A 16,541-nucleotide genomic window follows, 5' to 3' on the forward strand; every position below is an offset into this window, starting at 1 on the left:
TTATGACAATTTAAGAGATATAAAATAGATTTTCTCTATTAAAAAAAGCTCATCCCAGGTATGGGATGAGCTCTAAAAGAAGATCTCTATTGTTATGCACGTGAAACATATTTTCCATCAGTAGTGCTGATTAACAGGTTTTCGCCTTCATTAATAAAGAAAGGTACTTGAACAGTCAAACCCGTTTCCAATGTGGCAGATTTGGTACCGCCGCTTGCGGTATCCCCTTTGATTCCAGGCTCTGTTTCCACTACTTTTAATTCAACGTTTTTAGGAAGTTCCACACCAATGGTTTCTGCTTGGTAAGACTGGATGTGTACTTCCATATTCTCTTTCAGATAATTTAATTGGTTTTCAAGCACGGACGATGGAATTTCTACTTGTTCAAAAGTTTCCATATCCATAAATGCATGCATATCTCCATTGGCGTATAAGTATTGCATCTTACGGTTTTCAATATGAGCGCGCTCTACCTTTTCACCGCCACGGAATGTTTTCTCCTGAATGTTTCCGTTTCTCAAATTACGTAATTTGGACCTTACAAACGCTGCCCCTTTTCCTGGTTTAACATGCTGAAAGTCCATTACTGACCAGATATCTCCGTCCACTTCAATAGTAAGACCAGTTCTGAAATCATTAACTGAAATCATATTTTTTCCTCCTTCTATTCTTTTACAACGTAATAAGTTCTTTAGTAGATGTGCTTAAACGATTATTACCAGCGCTTGTGATCACCGTATCATCTTCGATCCGGCAGCCGCCAACATTCGGTACATATATTCCGGGCTCAACGGTCACTACCATGCCCTCTTCAAGCACCATATCGGAACGGAAAGAAAGACCAGGTCCTTCATGGACATCTAAACCAATTCCATGGCCAGTTGAATGGCCAAAGTATTCTCCATAACCTTTTTCTTTAATATAGTCACGCGTTAAGGCATCTGCTTCCTTCCCTGTAATACCAGATTTCAGCCCTTCCATACCTTTTACCTGCGCCTGAAGAACAACATCATAGATTTCCTGCAGTTCTTCACTAATCTCACCAATAGCAACTGTACGGGTAATATCAGAACAATAACCTTTGTATAGAGCGCCAAAATCCAAGGTAACCAGCTCTCCAGACTGAATTTCTTTTTCAGATGCTACACCGTGAGGTAAAGCGGAACGGTACCCTGAAGCAACAATAATATCAAAACTTGAAGAGGTAGCTCCCTGCTTTCTCATGAAGAACTCCAGTTCATTTGATACATCAATTTCTCTAACCCCCGGCTTAATAAACCCTTGTATATGTTCAAACGCATCATCAGCAATTTTAGCAGCATCTTGTAAAATACTAATCTCATCTTCGGTCTTTATCAAGCGCAGCTTCTCGACAATACCGGAGGTGGGCACAAGGCTTGCTTTTAATTCTTTTCTATATTGTTCATAGACACTGTATGTAACATGATCTTTCTCAAACCCAATTCGTTTAAGCCCTAAACGCTCAACTTGATTTGCGACTTCTTTAACCATAGGATTTTTATGCTCCACGATATCAAAACCCGTTGCTTGTTCATTAGCTTGTTCCATATACCGAAAATCGGTAATGAGCAAGGCTTCCCCACTTGTCACAAGCAGCGCACCTGAGGAACCGGTAAATCCTGATACATACCGTCTGTTTTTAGGGCTCATAATTAGTATACCATCGAGTTCATCACTCATAACGGATTTCCGTAGATTTTCTAATTTACTCATCTTGCATGTCTCCCTTCTGATTCTATCTTATTAATTAATCCTAATGCAGCCAGGCGGTAACCATCTATACCAAACCCTACGATTTGACCTTGGCAGACGGGAGCAAGCATGGATTGATGACGGAAAGATTCTCTAGCATGAACGTTGGAAATGTGTAGTTCTATAACTGGCTGGGAGATAGCGCTAACAGCGTCTCTTAATGCAATACTAGTATGAGTATAGGCAGCTGGGTTTATAATAACACCCGCCGCCTGTCCGTCAGCTTTATGCAATTGGTCTACAAGATCCCCTTCATGATTCGACTGGAAATCCTCCACTTCATATCCATACTCCCAGGCTGTATCTTTGACGAGTTTTACTACTTGGTCCAAAGAAGCTTTTCCATAAGTACCCGGCTCTCTTTTTCCAAGCATATTTAAGTTGGGTCCATTAATTAAGAATAGACGTTTCGCTGCCATCATTCCATCCCACCATTTACAAAATTGTCATACATTTTTTAGTTTATCATACTACTCCTTTCTTTGAGTATTAATTTGCTGACTCATTAAACTCCTTATATTCAAAGGAAATAGAAAAACCTATGAATAATCCATATAAAAGAAATAAACAACCTGTAGTTACCCATGTATCACTTGATAATTCCATAAATGTTGGTATTGCAGGAAATAAGGGAGTGAGTACCACAAAAATAACTGCCCATAACACCAACCCAAAAATCAGGCCTGGCCAGATGCCATTTTTCTTTTTCAGTAACATATAATAGAGCAAAGCACTAATCAGAGATAATACTCCCACAAAAATAACCGCAAGCACTTCAGCAAGCCAGGTTCCTGTCCATTCCGTCTGCCAAAAGGAGCGAAAAAGGAAGGAAGCAGCAGAAACTTCACTAAAGTGAAAGTAATAAGCTATCGCTGCTAAACCACTCCATAATACACCTGAAGCGAAACCAATGATTAACGTTTTAGTAAGTACACTTTGCTGGGGTTCCTGTTGATTTTGTTCTTTTGGTTTATCGGACATTATAATCACCTCTGCACATATCTTTAACCATCTGCGAATTTTTCATGCTCTTTCGACATAATAAAGGCTAGAGATGCGGACTGAAATAAGGTAAAATATAACTAAGAAAAATAAAATCAGGCGTTTATCCAGCCGTTTACTTAGGGAACATTTAAGTAATGTAAATGATTCCCATAAAAAAATTCAACTTCGTGTTTCTACTAAAATGTCTTCCACACAAACAAACCATAGTCTTTGAATAATTTCAGCTGAACAGGAAATAATCTTTAATAGAACTATTTACACTTTACTATCCCATCTTGGATCCTATTATGCTGATCCAATATATGATTTCGGGATATAAATACTTTTTTAAGTGGTATATGTAATATTAAAAGATCTTTAGTCGATCATTTTGAGAAGGGGGGAACAACGATCATGCGCAACTGGATGACTCCTATCATATACACATTGGTGGCTTTAGCAGTTTTCTTTGTAGGCTATCAATTATTGACTGACACTAGCAGCTTTCTAAGCTCAATTGCCATGATGATCGGTATTGCAGCAGTCGTCTATGGGGCTATTTATTTCTTCTTCCTGCGTAACCGTGGAATAAGTGGCGGAAGAAGCAGCAATGAAATGAAGAAATATAAGCAAGCCGTTAAACAATCTAAACAAAAATATAAGCAACCGGCTCCTGTAGTGAAAAAAAGCCAGGCGGCCAGAACAGTTAAACCTACTACGATTCACAAGAAGAACAAACGGCGAGGAAGCGGCCCGCAACTTAGAGTAATTGAAGGTAATAAAAATAAAGATAAAAATCGAGCCTCCTTTTAAAAGGCTCGATTTTTATTTTGTCCACCGTCTCAAAAATTCTGCAGCGTGTATTCTACCAATTTCCATCAAGGCTTCTTTTTCTTGCTTAGTCAAATGAAAATCCGTGGTATCAAATCCCTTAACTGATATGAAAATAATATCCTTACTTTTAGAATGAGAAATGTAACGGGCATCGTGAGCCTGTTGCATAGTTTTAAAGAGCGCGTGGAACATTTGAATGGAATTGCGGATTTTCTGTGCTGGGAGCTGACTCGGCGGGTCACTTAATTTCATGCCTATAATTGGCCTTTTGCGGCGTCCTTCTTTTCCCTCCCAAATCCATATAGGAAAATTACTCAGGACTCCACCGTCCACAATCAGGGATTTACCATTTTTCCCATGAAGTTTAATCGGCATAAAAAAATACGGAAGGCCTGAACTCATGCGAACAGCCTTTGCTACGGAGAATGTTGCGGGATCAATTCCATATACTCTTTTCAAGTCATCTGGAATCACCACTATACGACCTATACTTAAATCGGAACATACAATTTTTAATGATCCTGAGGGAAGATCAGCAAACGTTCGCACTCCTTTTTCTTCTAACCACTTTTCAATGGTACACTCAAGACGATTCCCCTTATACAAACCCATGCGAAAATATAGCAGTAACCACTTAGAAAGAGGAAATAAACGTTCAGCAAAGGGCTGATCAACAAGAGATTCAAAGGAAAGACTCTTCAATTTTTCTTTCAATTCCTTAGAGGTATAACCAGCTGCTGTCATACTAGCAAGAATCGAACCTGCAGAAGTGCCTGCAAGCCGGCTGAAATGATAGCCTTGTTCTTCAAGTTCCTCAAGGGCACCTATAAAAGCTAACGCTTTTATACCCCCTCCTGAAAACACTCCATCAACCTTCATACAATCCACCCCGCTTTGAACCTTATATAATCTTATGAATTGTTTAGAAGATGAATAACAAAAAGGCGCAGAAATCTGCGCCTTGTAAGTTATTCTTGATTCTGTTCTTCGTTCTTCTGCTGCACTTCTCTAAGGGAGTTTACACGTTCGGGTTTTTCGTCAAAATACTGGACAAGATCCCCTATTCTGTCAATAGAATTCCAACTCAGATGATGTTCAATTCCCTCTACATCTTCATAGATGTTTTCTTTATCTACCCCTATTATTTCCAAAAACTGTTCCAGCAACTCATGACGATATACAAGTCGCTTCCCTACTTTTTTCCCTTTAGGAGTTAAAATGAGACCACGATATTTTTCGTAATTTAGATATTGGTCCCGGTCCAGTTTTTGGACCATTTTTGTAACAGAAGATGGATGCACCTGGAGATTTTCAGCTATATCGGACACTCGTGCATATCCTTTATCTTCTATGAGCATATAAATTTGTTCAATATAATCTTCCATGCTTGGTGTTGGCATGATAAACCCCCAATACAGGCTGTCTTTATGTAGGTGTTTCATGAAAATGATACACTAGTTTCCCTACTGTGACAAGCGAGCGTCTTCCGTTAAAAGGAATACCGGACCCTTTATGAGTCCGGTATATAATTCATTCTGCTGATTAAATTTTACAAACCACACTTCAATTGAGCGTTACAATTTGTGCAAGTGTTACAGCCTCCGATGTCCTCCACGGTTCCTTTTCTACAGACAGGACAGGTATCGCCCACTTCAGAACCTATGGTCACATTTGTCTTATCTAATTCGTGCACTGTATCCATTAGAACGACACGGGGCTTACTTTCTTCTTCAAATTCAAATTCGGTCTGCTCTCCTTCGAATTCGTTTTCCTCTGCTTTTAAAGTGAGAACTTGACTGTCACGACTTCCATCTACATATACGGTGCCGCCTTTAGCTCCACCGCGGTATAATCGTTGATAGACTTTTTCCACCTGGTCAACTGAATAGCCCCGCGGAGCATTTACGGTCTTAGAAATAGAACTGTCAACCCAGCGCTGGATAATACATTGTGTGTCTGCGTGAGCTTCAGGCGACATAGTCATAGCAGTTACAAACCATTTAGGCAGATGATCAGGATCTTGCTCAGGGTGCTGATCCAAATACTCCTTCACAATATCCGCTTTCACTTCAATAAATTTACCTAGACGTCCACTTCGGTAATAAGAGAAAGAAAAGTAAGGTTCAAGACCAGTACTAACGCCGACCATTGTGCCTGTACTTCCAGTAGGTGCTACTGTCAATAGGTGAGAATTTCGAATTCCGTACTTCATAACCCCTTCCCGAATATCTTCAGGCATATCTTTCATGTATCCGGTATTAATAAATGCTTCACGCAATTTAGTGGTTTCCTCTTCACTTGCTCCTTGAAGGAAAGGAAAACTGCCCTTTTCTTTAGCAAGTTCAATCGATGTGCGATACGCCGTTGTCGCAATCACTCCAAAAATCTCATCTACTAATTTGTTTCCTTCTTCGGACCCATATTCCGTTTCACAATAAATGAGTAAATCGTGTAATCCCATAACTCCCAGTCCTACCCGGCGCTCCCCAAGAGCCTGAACTTTGTTTTCTTCCAAGAAATAAGGAGTTGCGTCAATAACGTTATCCTGCATACGTACGCCGGTTTGAACGGTTTGTTTCAATTGCTCATAATTCACTTTTTTCTCTGTTTTATCAGCAACAGATGCCAAATTAACGGCTGCCAGGTTACATACGGAATATGGAGCAAGAGGCTGTTCCAATTTTGTTATCCTTCCGGCTTTTTATCCAGAAGTTCTTACAGTTTTTTTCCTGCAAGTTCAGCATACATTTTCATCACACCAACTTGTGTAATGTTGCGGTCTCGTGGGTGGATTATATTCTCGCAATGAGGTTCACCACCTATGCGTTGCCCCTGACAGGAGTTTTAGCTCCCGCCTTCGGTTCGGATCAGCGTTTCAGCCTTCCCGCTTCATCCCGCAATGTTTTACATGAGGCAAACTATTCACCACATGGATTTGTAGCTACAACCTTTTGACCATACGCAGAAGCATTCGTCTTCTCATTCGCATTATCGATAAAGAATATTCCTGGTTCTGCTGAATAAGTTGCGCAGATGTTAATTAGATTCCAAAGTTCTGAAGCTTTCACGGTCCGGTAATTCCTTATACCGAAGCCTCTTTCTTCCCATTCTCTTACATCTCCGCTGTTTTGCCACTCATCGTTATAGATTTCCATTTCCTCTTTTGTATAGTTTTCTACATCAGGGAAACGTAAATGGTATTCAGCATCTTCTTCTACTGCATCCATAAATTCCTTGGTTATACATACCGAGATATTTGCTCCAGTCAGGAATTCCGGGTTATGCACTGTATACGTACCACCGATGAATAGTTTCTCCTCGGCTTCCTGAATTGCCTTTTCAGTAAATCCACCTAAACCAGGCATATGCTTATAATTTACAACACTTTGAAAAAGATCTTTCTCTGTTTCCGTTAAAGGTGTGAACTTAAGCTTGTCTTTGGCAAGCTGTTTAATATGTTCATCTTCAGTGTTTTGAATAAGGAAACGCAATATTCTCGGATTTTGCATTTTAGAAATAATAAATTCGAGGATGTCCGGATGCCAGTCAGCAAGCATTATCATTTGAGCTCCGCGCCTGGAGCCTCCCTGTTCTACCAGATGAGTTAGTTTAGCAATATCATCAAGCCAGGACACAGAGCCAGAGGATTTTCCATTAACTCCGCGAGCTAGTGTATTTCTTGGCCTGAGAGTAGAACCATTGGTCCCTACTCCGCCCCCGCGAGACATAATTTCCATTACCTGTTTACGATGATCGGAAATACCCTCTCTTGAATCTTGAATATAAGGCATCACATAACAATTGAAATAGGTTACATCTGTATTGGAACCAGCCCCATATAACACACGGCCTGCAGGGATGAAATTCAAATTTGAAAGTTCTGCATAAAAGTTATCAAAGCTCTTCTGCTTTTGAACCGGGTCTGTTTCTACTCCCGCCAGCCCTGTAGCATTGCGAAGAGCGATTTGTTCATAATACACTTCAAGCGGTTTATCAATGGTGTCCAGGTTCCGGGTGATTAAACCTGTCTCCCTCTCATTTTCATGATCAAGAACGTTTACAAATTCATCTTCTACTTTCACTACAGCTTCATGTTTTCCCCAGTCAATCGATTGAATGAAACCAAAGCCTCGAGCAGGAAATTTCGGATCGTCTTTCACTGTAAGCACCACAAAGTCATTCTCTGCTAACGTAAGTTTCTCCGTGTCTTTGAATGCGTATCTGTCCAGCATAACTAATCGTGAGACACCTTTGTGAGTGATTTTCATATCTGATGTTATTTCATGTACCTGAGAAAACTGTCGAATATCAGCATTTAACCGGTCTACATTAACCTTGGCATAGGTATCATTGGAGGTGGTGGTCTGCATTATGAATCTCTCCCTTGAATGATAAAATAAGTAATTTATTTTGTATTTACATGTAACATACCACATTTACGAAAACTTAATCAATATATTGTGTTTATGAAATAAACTTTTTCAATATATAGTGTTATTGAACAACTGTGTTGAATTTTGTCAATTTACTAATCGTACGCAGTAACCAGTACAAGCTAGTTTTCAAAAGTAAGAACCTGTTTTTTTGGGTTTTTTCGCTTTATTTATTAGTTGCATAGCAAAAGCTAAAAAAGACGCTCATACCAACTTTGAAATTCTAACATATAATAAACTTTTTTTGAAAAGCTAACGATTCCCTCCTATAATAGATAGAGGAAAAGAGAAATGGGGGGACATACTATGGAACTTTGGATATTGATTGGAGCTGTCATTGCTCTTATAGCTTTTGGCTTATATAGATATTTCAAATCCAAAAAAATCATGAGTACGTTAACAGAAGAAGAATTTAGACAAGGATACCGAAAAGCTCAGCTCATCGATGTTCGGGAACCTAAAGAATTTGAAGGCGGTCATATACTGGGAGCAAGAAATATTCCGTTGTCTCAAATGAAAAATCGCCTAATTGAAATCCGGAAAGACAAACCTGTCTATTTGTATTGCCAGAGTGGAGCTAGATCGACTCGGGCAGCCATGCTATTGAATAAGAAAGGTTACCAGGATCTTAATGTGCTGCAAGGCGGCTTCAAAAAATGGGGAGGAAAAATTAAAACTAAAAAGTAAAATAAAACCTGAGGCTGGGTAATGACCCAGCTTTCAGGTTTTTTTATTTTTCAATCTATTCATTGAACTCGGCCTGGCTACTTCATCATTCATTGATTTCTGCTATTTCCCATAATGAAACTCAATACTCTAAACTGAACGGTGCTGGCAAAACACCTAACAAATTTAGTCTTCCCAGTTATTAGTTTGTAGATATAAATAAATAAGCCAAAGACACCTCTTCAGATGCCTTTGGCTCTTGTTACTCTCCTTTAGCCTTCTTATAACTTAAGACAGGTTTACGGGCAGCTTGTGTCTCATCCATCCGACTGACTATAGTACTATGAGGCGCTTCCTGTACAATCTCAGGGTTATCTTTTGCTTCATTGGAAATCTGGTTCATAGCCTCTACAAAGGCGTCCAATGTTTCTTTCGATTCTGTTTCTGTAGGTTCAATCATTAATGCTTCTTCTACGTTTATTGGGAAATAAATGGTTGGCGGGTGATATCCAAAGTCCAGCAGGCGCTTAGCTATATCAAGCGTACGTACCCCCAACTTTTTCTGGCGTTTCCCAGATAGGATAAACTCATGCTTACAATGCCGATCAAAAGGAAGATCATACTGTTCTTGCAATCTTCTCATCATATAATTTGCATTGATCACAGCATATTCGCTCACTTTTTTCAGACCTTCCGGCCCCATCGTACGAATGTACGTGTAAGCACGTACATTGATCCCGAAATTACCATAATAAGGCTTCACTCGACCAATGGATTTTGGACGATCATAATCAAATACATACTGATTTTCTACTTTAGTCAATATAGGCTTTGGCAGGTAAGGTTCCAGTTCTGCTGACACTCCAACTGGACCAGAACCAGGCCCGCCTCCTCCGTGAGGGCCAGTAAATGTCTTGTGAAGATTTAAATGCACCACATCAAATCCCATATCTCCGGGACGTGCATACCCTAGAATAGCGTTTAGGTTTGCTCCGTCATAATAAAGCTTTCCGCCGGCCTCATGAACCACAGCTGACATTTCTTCAATATCTTCTTCAAAAAGACCTAGCGTATTTGGGTTCGTAAGCATAAGAGCTGCAGTCTGATTATCGACTACTCTCCTTAGATCTTCAAGGTCAACCAATCCGCGCTCGTCAGATTTGACAGTAACAGCTTCAAAACCGGCGACTGTCGCGGAAGCAGGGTTTGTACCGTGTGCAGAGTCTGGAACGATTACTTTTGTACGCCCGTAGTCTCCATTTGCTTCATGATAAGCTCGAATCATCATTAACCCGGTCCATTCTCCATGCGCGCCTGCAGCCGGCTGTAGTGTAACCGTGTGCATGCCGGTTATGGATATGAGTGATTGCTGCAAGTCGTATAATAAATGAAGAGCCCCTTGGACCGTTTCTGGCGCCTGATAGGGATGTATGTGACTGAAGCCAGTTAAACGAGCTACATCTTCGTTCATTTTAGGATTGTATTTCATTGTGCAAGATCCAAGTGGATAAAACCCTGAATCGACTCCATGGTTTCTCTTGGACAAAGCTGTATAGTGCCGCATGATTTGAAGCTCACTAACTTCAGGAAGGTCAGCTGCCTTATTTCTTACAAAAGCAGAGCCAATCATCTCTTCCGCATCCATTTCAGGTACGTCAAGCTCCGGCAGACTAAATCCTGTCCTGCTCTCTTGACTCAATTCAAAAATTAAAGGAAAGTCCTTCTCAGGCATAAATATCCCCCACTTCTTTTACAAATTGATCGATCTCTTCTTTTGTTCTTATCTCAGTTACGGCTACCAGCATATGATTGTGTAAACTTTTATCCAACTGGGAAAGATCATAACCACCAATTATACCTCTTTGAAGCAACAATCGGTTTACTTCTGTAATATCATGGTCCAATTTAATCACCAGCTCATTAAAGAAAGCACCATCAAATGCAACCTTGATATTATTTGAGTCTAATTGCTTTTTCATATAAGCGGTTTTTTGGATATTCATCCATGACATTTTTCTGAGACCTTGTTTTCCGAGAGAGGACATGGCCACCGATGAAGCCAACGCATTTAGCGCTTGATTAGAACATATATTAGAAGTTGCTTTATCACGTCTTATGTGCTGCTCTCGAGCTTGAAGTGTAAGTACAAACCCGCGACGTCCATCTTCATCTACCGTTTGTCCGACTAAACGCCCCGGTACCTTCCTCATTAACTTCTGGGTGGTAGCAAAATATCCACAATGGGGGCCACCATATTGAGCAGGAATTCCAAATACTTGAGCATCGCCAGTAACAATGTCTGCCCCAAATTCTCCAGGTGGTGTTAAATATCCTAACGCCAGTGGGTTACTTGAAGTAATCATCATCGTTTTTTTCTGCGTATCTATTATCCTTCTAACTTCATCAAGAGGTTCGATCTGACCAAAAAAGTTAGGATATTGAATAACTACACTTGCGGTATTTTCGTCTAATTCGGATTCTAATTGAGCTAGGTCTGTCTTCCCGTTTTTATGGTCGATTTCTACAACTTCGACACCAGGTCCCTTTACATAAGAGTTAATAACAGCAAGTGATTCAGGATGTACGGCTTTAGACACAAGTACTTTCTTTCGTTTTGTCTGCCCTGCTGAAAGATTTACGGCTTCAGCTAGTGCCGTTCCTCCATCGTACATAGAGGAGTTAGCCACATCCATCCCTGTCAATTCACAGATCATAGTCTGGAACTCAAAAATCGCCTGCAATTCCCCCTGGGAGATTTCCGGCTGATAAGGTGTGTACGCCGTATAAAATTCAGAGCGGGAGATTACATGATCTACGATGGAGGGAATGTAATGATCGTAAACCCCTGCCCCCAGGAATGAAGTGTGCGACTTCAAATTTACATTTTTATCAGCTAGTTTTGTTAATTCCTGCATTAACTGAAATTCGTTTTTTGGTTCCTTTAGGTTCAGCTCTCCTTTGAATCTGATATTTTCAGGAATATCTGAGAATAGTTCGTCAGATGTTTGCACACCAATGCGGCTGAGCATATCCTTTTTATCTTGTTCGGTCATCGGCAGATATCGAAATTCCATACGTATTTCCCCCTCAAAACTTTATCTTTTGTAAAATGGTGTAGGTACTACTTTAGCTTGAAGACGTCTTTTTCTTACTTGGACAGTTACTTCTGTACCTATCTCCGTGTACTCACGATTAAGTAACGCTAGTCCTACATTTTTGCCAAGCGTGGGTGACTGGGTACCTGTTGTAATAAATCCAATCGTCTTTTCCCCATCAAAAACTTCATAATGAGTACGGGGAATTCCTTTATCAAGCATTTCAATACCTACGAGCTTACGAGTTGGACCCTCTTCTTTTTGCTTTTTCAAAACCTCTTTACCAATAAAGTCTGCTTCCTTCTTTATTTTCACAGCAAAGCCAAGTCCTGCTTCAATAGGCGTAATTTCAGAGCTTAGCTCCTGACTGTAAAGGGCTAAATTAGCTTCAAACCTTAGTGTATCTCTTGCTCCGAGTCCTACAGGGAGAATCCCATGCTTCTCCCCTGCTTTAAGCAAAGCCTGCCAAAGGTCTGGTCCTGAAGAAGCCGGCAGATAGATTTCAAACCCATCTTCTCCCGTATAACCCGTCCTGGATACAATGGCACCATCCTGCACATCATCAATAAAAACGTCTGCTTTAAAACGGAAAAACTTTATTTCTGAAACGTCGGTTTTTGTTATAGACTGTAAAATTTCTTCAGCTTTTGGACCTTGTAGTGCCAATTGTACGTATTCATCAGACAAATCCTTTATGGAAACATCACCGTCCTGGTGTTTCTTCAGCCACTCCGCATCTTTCTCACGGTTTGCTGCATTAATGACTAAAAGATATTTGCCTGATCCTAATTGGTAAACGATCAGGTCGTCTACAGTGCCCCCATTTTCGTAACACATAATCGCGTATTGGGCCTTCCCAGGTTCAAGTTTAGAAACATCGTTTGTGAGCATTTTTTGTAAATAAGAGAGACTCCCCTCCCCTTCTACAAGCACTTCCCCCATATGAGAAACGTCAAATAAACCTGCTTTGGTCCTTGTTGCCTCATGTTCCTCTTTTATGCTTGAAAACTGCACTGGAAGATCCCATCCCCCAAAATCGATGGTTTTTGCTCCCAGTTTCTTATATTCAGCATACAAAGGTGTTCGTTTTAACTCAGCCATCCAACCACTCCTTAACCCTGTAATTTCATCCATAAAAAAAGAGACTCCACCGTGTTTCAGGTCGGGAGTCTCTGTCCATTCACCAGAAAGTTTGATGACTCTTCTCTTATGTAGAGAAGAACCATTTGCTTCTTGGGTGGTTTACTGTTAGTAAACGCTCTCCAGAGCTGCGTCCTACAGGGGTCTGTTTGCCTGAGAGATTCACAAGATGCTTGCTCCTTCGGCGCTACCTGAGTAGACTCTCCCCCTGCAGTCATTCGCTTAATATTCGTATTTTCTTAGATTCTATTGGACATACTATTCAAAAACGCATGGCTTCACTTATTCATTCGACATCATTATATCATAGCGTATTCATTATTTGACATTGAATTTGTAGAATCATTCTTAATTTTTAATAATCTTTCTAGAATAGATGGAGGCTTACAACTATGGTTGAAATTCATCCTGATCATACATTTATTCACACATTATGTACTGACTTGGAAAATCCGAATCATCTCTCCAACTGGCAAGGGTTTAAGCTGGCTTATCAGGCGGCAAAGATTAATACGGTCCCAAGCTTCGACGGACTACTAGCTTTAGAACATCTTCCTCATGTGCAATTTATGGATCACCAAATTGAGGCAGCTGAAAGAGTCGTTCACCAAATGAACGGGAGAGCCATTCTGGCTGATGAAGTGGGACTGGGAAAAACGCTCGAGGCTGGATTGATTTTAAAAGAATATATGATTCGAGGTATTGCTCGAAAGATATTAATCCTCACTCCTGCTTCGTTGGTTAATCAGTGGGTTCAAGAGCTTAATGATAAGTTTTATATTCAAGCTGCTTCCCCTAGAAAAAAACATGCTGCCTGGTCCGACTGGGAAGTGACGGTTACCTCTATTGATATGGCTAAAAGAGAATCTCACCGTCAGGAGATTTTATCTATACCTTATGACTTCATAATTATCGATGAAGCACACAAATTAAAAAACCATCAAACCAAAAACTATCAGTTTGTCCAAGAACTTAAAAAGACGTATTGTCTTTTGCTTACAGCGACACCCATTCAAAACAAACTTAGTGACTTATTCAATCTTGTGTCCATTCTTAAACCCGGCTATCTTGGAAATCTGACGGAATTCAAGAAAAAATATCGAAATGAAGCTAATAAAGAAGGAGACATTGAACACATCCATTCACTTGTAGGAAAAATGATGATAAGAAACCGCAGAAAAGATACAGGACTGGACTCCTCCAAACGTATAGTGGTAAACGAACGCTTGAAATTTACCGATGAAGAACAAAACATGTATCAGGAACTGGAGAGCTTGAAATCGAATCACCCTTCATTTACTTGGCTGACACTAGCTAAAGAATTGTGCTCCTCTCGTGAAGCTTGTTATATGTCGCTTAACCAAATGAACCAACAGGCAAATGAGCAGTCGATGGCAGTTTACTCAAAATTTATTAAAAATCTGCAGCAGCTTCCTCACCATGTTAAAGCTAAGCGCATGATAGAACTGATCAGTGAGAAGAATGAAAAGTTTATAGTGTTTACAGAATATAGAGCCACACAGTTCTATTTACAGTGGTATCTTCAACAACACGGAATCTCCTCAGTACCTTTCAGTGGAAAATTTAATAAAAGTAAACGCGACTGGATGAAGCAATTATTTAAGAATCAAGCTCAAGTCCTAATCGCAACGGAAGCTGGCGGTGAAGGAATTAATCTTCAATTCTGTCATAACATGATTAATTATGATCTTCCCTGGAATCCCATGAGGCTGGAGCAGCGAATAGGGAGGATCCACCGTTTTGGGCAAGAACACGACGTGAAAATTTATAATTTTGCTATTGAGAATACCATTGAGGACCATATTATGAAGTTGCTTTATGAGAAGATTGAAATGTTTAAAAATGCTGTTGGTGATCTTGATCATATCCTGGAACACATACCAGGAGGTTCGTTTGATAAACAAATTCAGACGATACTTGATCAATCAGAAAGCAAAGGCGAAATTGATATTAAACTAAACAATTTAGTCAGTTATGTGGAACATTCTATTAGCGAGAGGAGAGAAACAAGTTGACCGTGAACCCGTATTTTGATTTCGTCCATCAGTTTTTCACCTCTTACGGCTGCGCTATCCTCGAAAAAAGTGAATCTCATTTGAAGGTACAATTAACAAGTACCATGGATGAGGAAATAATGAACCGGCCTTTTTATTGGCATTACATGAAAAAGATGAACCGGCCAGGGGATCCCATGCAGTTACTCTTTACAAATACTAATCATTCCAAAGAAGGCGGAGTATATCTTCACGCTGGCACACCGAAGCTTCATACAATCTATAGTGCCGCGATCAATAAAGGGAAAACCACACGTCTTTATGAGGCCGTGGAACAGCCGCTTCAGAACCGTGCCTTATGTCCCTGGCTTGTAGTAAATGTCCACCTTCATTACAGAGGAAAACAAAGCAAGGATGAAACTTTGTCCCTGGGACTTAATTTAGTACACGGAACTCTTCTTACTAATATGATGGATAGATTGTGGGATATGGAATTTGAAACAAAAGTATCAGATTATACATTTCCAATGACTCCACTGATAAATTTGGAAAACGCATATAAACGCCTCGAACGATATGTAGAAGGGTATGTATCTTCGATGAGTGACGAATGGGCTAGTGTATCATTGGGGCACCTCCAGGAAGAAAAAGAGCTCTTAGAATCCTTTTACTCATCCGAAGATATTGGACTGGAGCAATTTACAAAGGAACAGGAACAAATTGATACACGATATAGACCGAGAATTCTAATGGAGGTTGTGAATGGCGGGTTATTTTACATTTCTCAAGAATCAAACTCCTATGTTATCAATAATTCAGCCGCTGACTAATAGTCAGCGGCTGAATTATTTAGAGTGATCCTTTCAATATTCCGTTGTTTTATGTTTTTTCTTAATCATCCTAAGAGCAAATGGGACGATACCAAACCAATAAAAAGCGCTTTTCTTTGATGGCTTCGCTTCTTTTCTTTGCTTCTTCTCTTGTTTACTCATTTGCATATATTTAACCATCTCTTCCGTGAGAAACTTCACATAATCATTCCGGTCCATAAAATCCCCTCTGAATTTGTGTCTTTAAGAATAGTATGGCCGAATCTCTAGTTTTTTAGACGCTCCAATATTTCAGTAACAATATCTTCAGGACTTTTATTATCTACATCAACCACATGATGAGCCAGTGAGGTATATATAGGTTGTCTTACAGCAAATAAAGCATGTTTTTCAGATAAGTCCCCTTTCCACAGAGGACGATCCTGATCATTTTGCAATCTTGATACAATCGTATTCCAAGAAGCTCTCAGGAACACCACCGTACCAGTCGATAAATGGTGGCGGTTTTCATCTTTCAAGATAACTCCTCCGCCAGTGGATACTACACTTTCCTCATTAATATTTTTCAGAAAATGAGTTTCGCATTCACGAAAATGAGATTCACCAAATTGAGCGAACATTTCTGAGATGGACATGTTTTCTTTCTCTTCTATTGATTTATCCATTTCTATGTAAGGAAGTTTAAGTTCATCACTTAGCTTCCCAGCTATTGTGGACTTTCCACTTCCCATAAAACCGATTAAGTAAATCATTGTAAACCTCCATTTATAT

15 protein-coding genes, 2 pseudogenes and 2 riboswitches are annotated in these 16,541 nt (G+C 39.9%); of the genes and pseudogenes, 4 read left to right on the forward strand and 13 right to left on the reverse strand.

Annotation, left to right across the window (positions count from 1 at the left end; translation table 11 throughout):
* Positions 1-92 precede the first annotated feature (92 nt).
* The 4 genes from efp to ACTWPM_RS00575 form a co-directional block, all read right to left on the reverse strand.
* Entirely contained in the window at positions 93-650 is a 558-nt protein-coding gene (gene efp / locus ACTWPM_RS00560; protein WP_443131123.1) for an elongation factor P, read from the reverse strand.
* Between the two features lie 22 nt (positions 651-672).
* Positions 673-1,734, reverse strand: a complete 1,062-nt coding sequence (locus ACTWPM_RS00565; RefSeq protein WP_443131124.1) for a M24 family metallopeptidase — start codon at positions 1,732-1,734, stop codon at positions 673-675.
* On the reverse strand, positions 1,731-2,195 hold the full coding sequence (aroQ, locus tag ACTWPM_RS00570) for a type II 3-dehydroquinate dehydratase (RefSeq protein WP_443131125.1): 465 nt from the start codon (positions 2,193-2,195) through the stop codon (positions 1,731-1,733). Before aroQ ends, ACTWPM_RS00565 begins: the two co-directional genes overlap by 4 nt.
* A 67-nt stretch (positions 2,196-2,262) precedes the next feature.
* Positions 2,263-2,754, reverse strand: a complete 492-nt coding sequence (locus ACTWPM_RS00575) for a YqhR family membrane protein (protein ID WP_443131126.1) — start codon at positions 2,752-2,754, stop codon at positions 2,263-2,265.
* 417 nt (positions 2,755-3,171) lie between these two features.
* Here ACTWPM_RS00575 and ACTWPM_RS00580 point away from each other — a divergent pair, with 417 nt between their 5' ends.
* A complete protein-coding gene (locus ACTWPM_RS00580; protein WP_443131127.1) occupies positions 3,172-3,570 on the forward strand; it encodes an SA1362 family protein in 399 nt (132 codons plus the stop codon).
* A gap of 12 nt (positions 3,571-3,582) precedes the next feature.
* Here the strand turns inward: ACTWPM_RS00580 and ACTWPM_RS00585 are convergent, their stop codons facing one another.
* From ACTWPM_RS00585 to ACTWPM_RS00600, 4 genes and pseudogenes are all read right to left on the reverse strand, one after another.
* Positions 3,583-4,470 carry a patatin-like phospholipase family protein gene (locus ACTWPM_RS00585; RefSeq protein WP_443131128.1) on the reverse strand — a complete coding sequence of 296 codons (888 nt, stop codon included), beginning with the start codon at positions 4,468-4,470 and terminating at the stop codon, positions 3,583-3,585.
* Positions 4,471-4,559: 89 nt separating this feature from the next.
* Positions 4,560-4,991 carry a transcriptional regulator MntR gene (gene mntR / locus ACTWPM_RS00590; RefSeq protein ID WP_443131129.1) on the reverse strand — a complete coding sequence of 144 codons (432 nt, stop codon included), beginning with the start codon at positions 4,989-4,991 and terminating at the stop codon, positions 4,560-4,562.
* Positions 4,992-5,140: 149 nt separating this feature from the next.
* Positions 5,141-6,268, reverse strand: a pseudogene (locus tag ACTWPM_RS00595) (vitamin B12-dependent ribonucleotide reductase); the annotation flags it as partial.
* A gap of 247 nt (positions 6,269-6,515) precedes the next feature.
* A pseudogene (locus ACTWPM_RS00600) lies at positions 6,516-7,961 on the reverse strand (vitamin B12-dependent ribonucleotide reductase); the annotation flags it as partial.
* A gap of 369 nt (positions 7,962-8,330) precedes the next feature.
* Between ACTWPM_RS00600 and ACTWPM_RS00605 the strand changes: the two are divergent.
* Positions 8,331-8,711, forward strand: coding sequence for a rhodanese-like domain-containing protein (locus tag ACTWPM_RS00605; RefSeq protein ID WP_443131130.1), 381 nt, complete (start codon positions 8,331-8,333; stop codon positions 8,709-8,711).
* A 241-nt stretch (positions 8,712-8,952) separates the two neighbouring features.
* On the opposite strand, the gene gcvPB is transcribed toward ACTWPM_RS00605, so the two are convergent.
* Genes gcvPB through gcvT form a run of 3 tightly spaced genes read right to left on the reverse strand, consistent with a single transcriptional unit; the run spans position 8,953 to position 12,886 of the window.
* On the reverse strand, positions 8,953-10,422 hold the full coding sequence (gene gcvPB, locus ACTWPM_RS00610) for an aminomethyl-transferring glycine dehydrogenase subunit GcvPB (RefSeq protein WP_443131131.1): 1,470 nt from the start codon (positions 10,420-10,422) through the stop codon (positions 8,953-8,955).
* Entirely contained in the window at positions 10,415-11,764 is a 1,350-nt protein-coding gene (gene gcvPA / locus ACTWPM_RS00615) for an aminomethyl-transferring glycine dehydrogenase subunit GcvPA (protein ID WP_443131132.1), read from the reverse strand. Before gcvPA ends, gcvPB begins: the two co-directional genes overlap by 8 nt.
* Before the next feature lie 21 nt (positions 11,765-11,785).
* The gene (gcvT, locus tag ACTWPM_RS00620) at positions 11,786-12,886 is read right to left on the reverse strand and encodes a glycine cleavage system aminomethyltransferase GcvT (protein ID WP_443131133.1); all 1,101 of its coding nucleotides are present in this window, start codon (positions 12,884-12,886) and stop codon (positions 11,786-11,788) included.
* A gap of 69 nt (positions 12,887-12,955) precedes the next feature.
* Positions 12,956-13,053, reverse strand: a riboswitch (glycine riboswitch).
* 3 nt (positions 13,054-13,056) lie between these two features.
* Positions 13,057-13,143, reverse strand: a riboswitch (glycine riboswitch).
* Between the two features lie 174 nt (positions 13,144-13,317).
* Between gcvT and ACTWPM_RS00625 the strand changes: the two genes are divergently transcribed.
* Both ACTWPM_RS00625 and ACTWPM_RS00630 read left to right on the forward strand, forming a co-directional pair.
* Positions 13,318-14,961: a DEAD/DEAH box helicase gene (locus tag ACTWPM_RS00625; protein WP_443131134.1), complete on the forward strand. Its 1,644-nt coding sequence runs from the start codon at positions 13,318-13,320 to the stop codon at positions 14,959-14,961.
* Between the two features lie 2 nt (positions 14,962-14,963).
* A complete protein-coding gene (locus ACTWPM_RS00630; protein ID WP_443131318.1) occupies positions 14,964-15,770 on the forward strand; it encodes a YqhG family protein in 807 nt (268 codons plus the stop codon).
* Between the two features lie 33 nt (positions 15,771-15,803).
* On the opposite strand, the gene ACTWPM_RS00635 is transcribed toward ACTWPM_RS00630, so the two are convergent.
* Both ACTWPM_RS00635 and ACTWPM_RS00640 read right to left on the reverse strand, forming a co-directional pair.
* On the reverse strand, positions 15,804-15,989 hold the full coding sequence (locus ACTWPM_RS00635) for a YqzE family protein (RefSeq protein WP_443131135.1): 186 nt from the start codon (positions 15,987-15,989) through the stop codon (positions 15,804-15,806).
* Positions 15,990-16,036: 47 nt separating this feature from the next.
* On the reverse strand, positions 16,037-16,522 hold the full coding sequence (locus tag ACTWPM_RS00640; protein WP_443131136.1) for a shikimate kinase: 486 nt from the start codon (positions 16,520-16,522) through the stop codon (positions 16,037-16,039).
* Between the last annotated feature and the right edge of the window lie 19 nt (positions 16,523-16,541).

Source organism: Halobacillus sp. K22, assembly GCF_052246795.1.
GTDB lineage: Bacteria > Bacillota > Bacilli > Bacillales > Halobacillaceae > Halobacillus.

Bases quoted from the DNA above. Each gene is read 5' to 3' on its own strand.
- efp (WP_443131123.1), bottom strand. From the start codon at position 650: ATGATTTCAGTTAATGATTTCAGAACTGGTCTTACTATTGAAGTGGAC.
- ACTWPM_RS00565 (WP_443131124.1), bottom strand. From the start codon at position 1,734: ATGAGTAAATTAGAAAATCTACGGAAATCCGTTATGAGTGATGAACTC.
- aroQ (WP_443131125.1), bottom strand. From the start codon at position 2,195: ATGATGGCAGCGAAACGTCTATTCTTAATTAATGGACCCAACTTAAAT.
- ACTWPM_RS00575 (WP_443131126.1), bottom strand. From the start codon at position 2,754: ATGTCCGATAAACCAAAAGAACAAAATCAACAGGAACCCCAGCAAAGT.
- ACTWPM_RS00580 (WP_443131127.1), top strand. From the start codon at position 3,172: ATGCGCAACTGGATGACTCCTATCATATACACATTGGTGGCTTTAGCA.
- ACTWPM_RS00585 (WP_443131128.1), bottom strand. From the start codon at position 4,470: ATGAAGGTTGATGGAGTGTTTTCAGGAGGGGGTATAAAAGCGTTAGCT.
- mntR (WP_443131129.1), bottom strand. From the start codon at position 4,991: ATGCCAACACCAAGCATGGAAGATTATATTGAACAAATTTATATGCTC.
- ACTWPM_RS00605 (WP_443131130.1), top strand. From the start codon at position 8,331: ATGGAACTTTGGATATTGATTGGAGCTGTCATTGCTCTTATAGCTTTT.
- gcvPB (WP_443131131.1), bottom strand. From the start codon at position 10,422: ATGCCTGAGAAGGACTTTCCTTTAATTTTTGAATTGAGTCAAGAGAGC.
- gcvPA (WP_443131132.1), bottom strand. From the start codon at position 11,764: ATGGAATTTCGATATCTGCCGATGACCGAACAAGATAAAAAGGATATG.
- gcvT (WP_443131133.1), bottom strand. From the start codon at position 12,886: ATGGCTGAGTTAAAACGAACACCTTTGTATGCTGAATATAAGAAACTG.
- ACTWPM_RS00625 (WP_443131134.1), top strand. From the start codon at position 13,318: ATGGTTGAAATTCATCCTGATCATACATTTATTCACACATTATGTACT.
- ACTWPM_RS00635 (WP_443131135.1), bottom strand. From the start codon at position 15,989: ATGGACCGGAATGATTATGTGAAGTTTCTCACGGAAGAGATGGTTAAA.
- ACTWPM_RS00640 (WP_443131136.1), bottom strand. From the start codon at position 16,522: ATGATTTACTTAATCGGTTTTATGGGAAGTGGAAAGTCCACAATAGCT.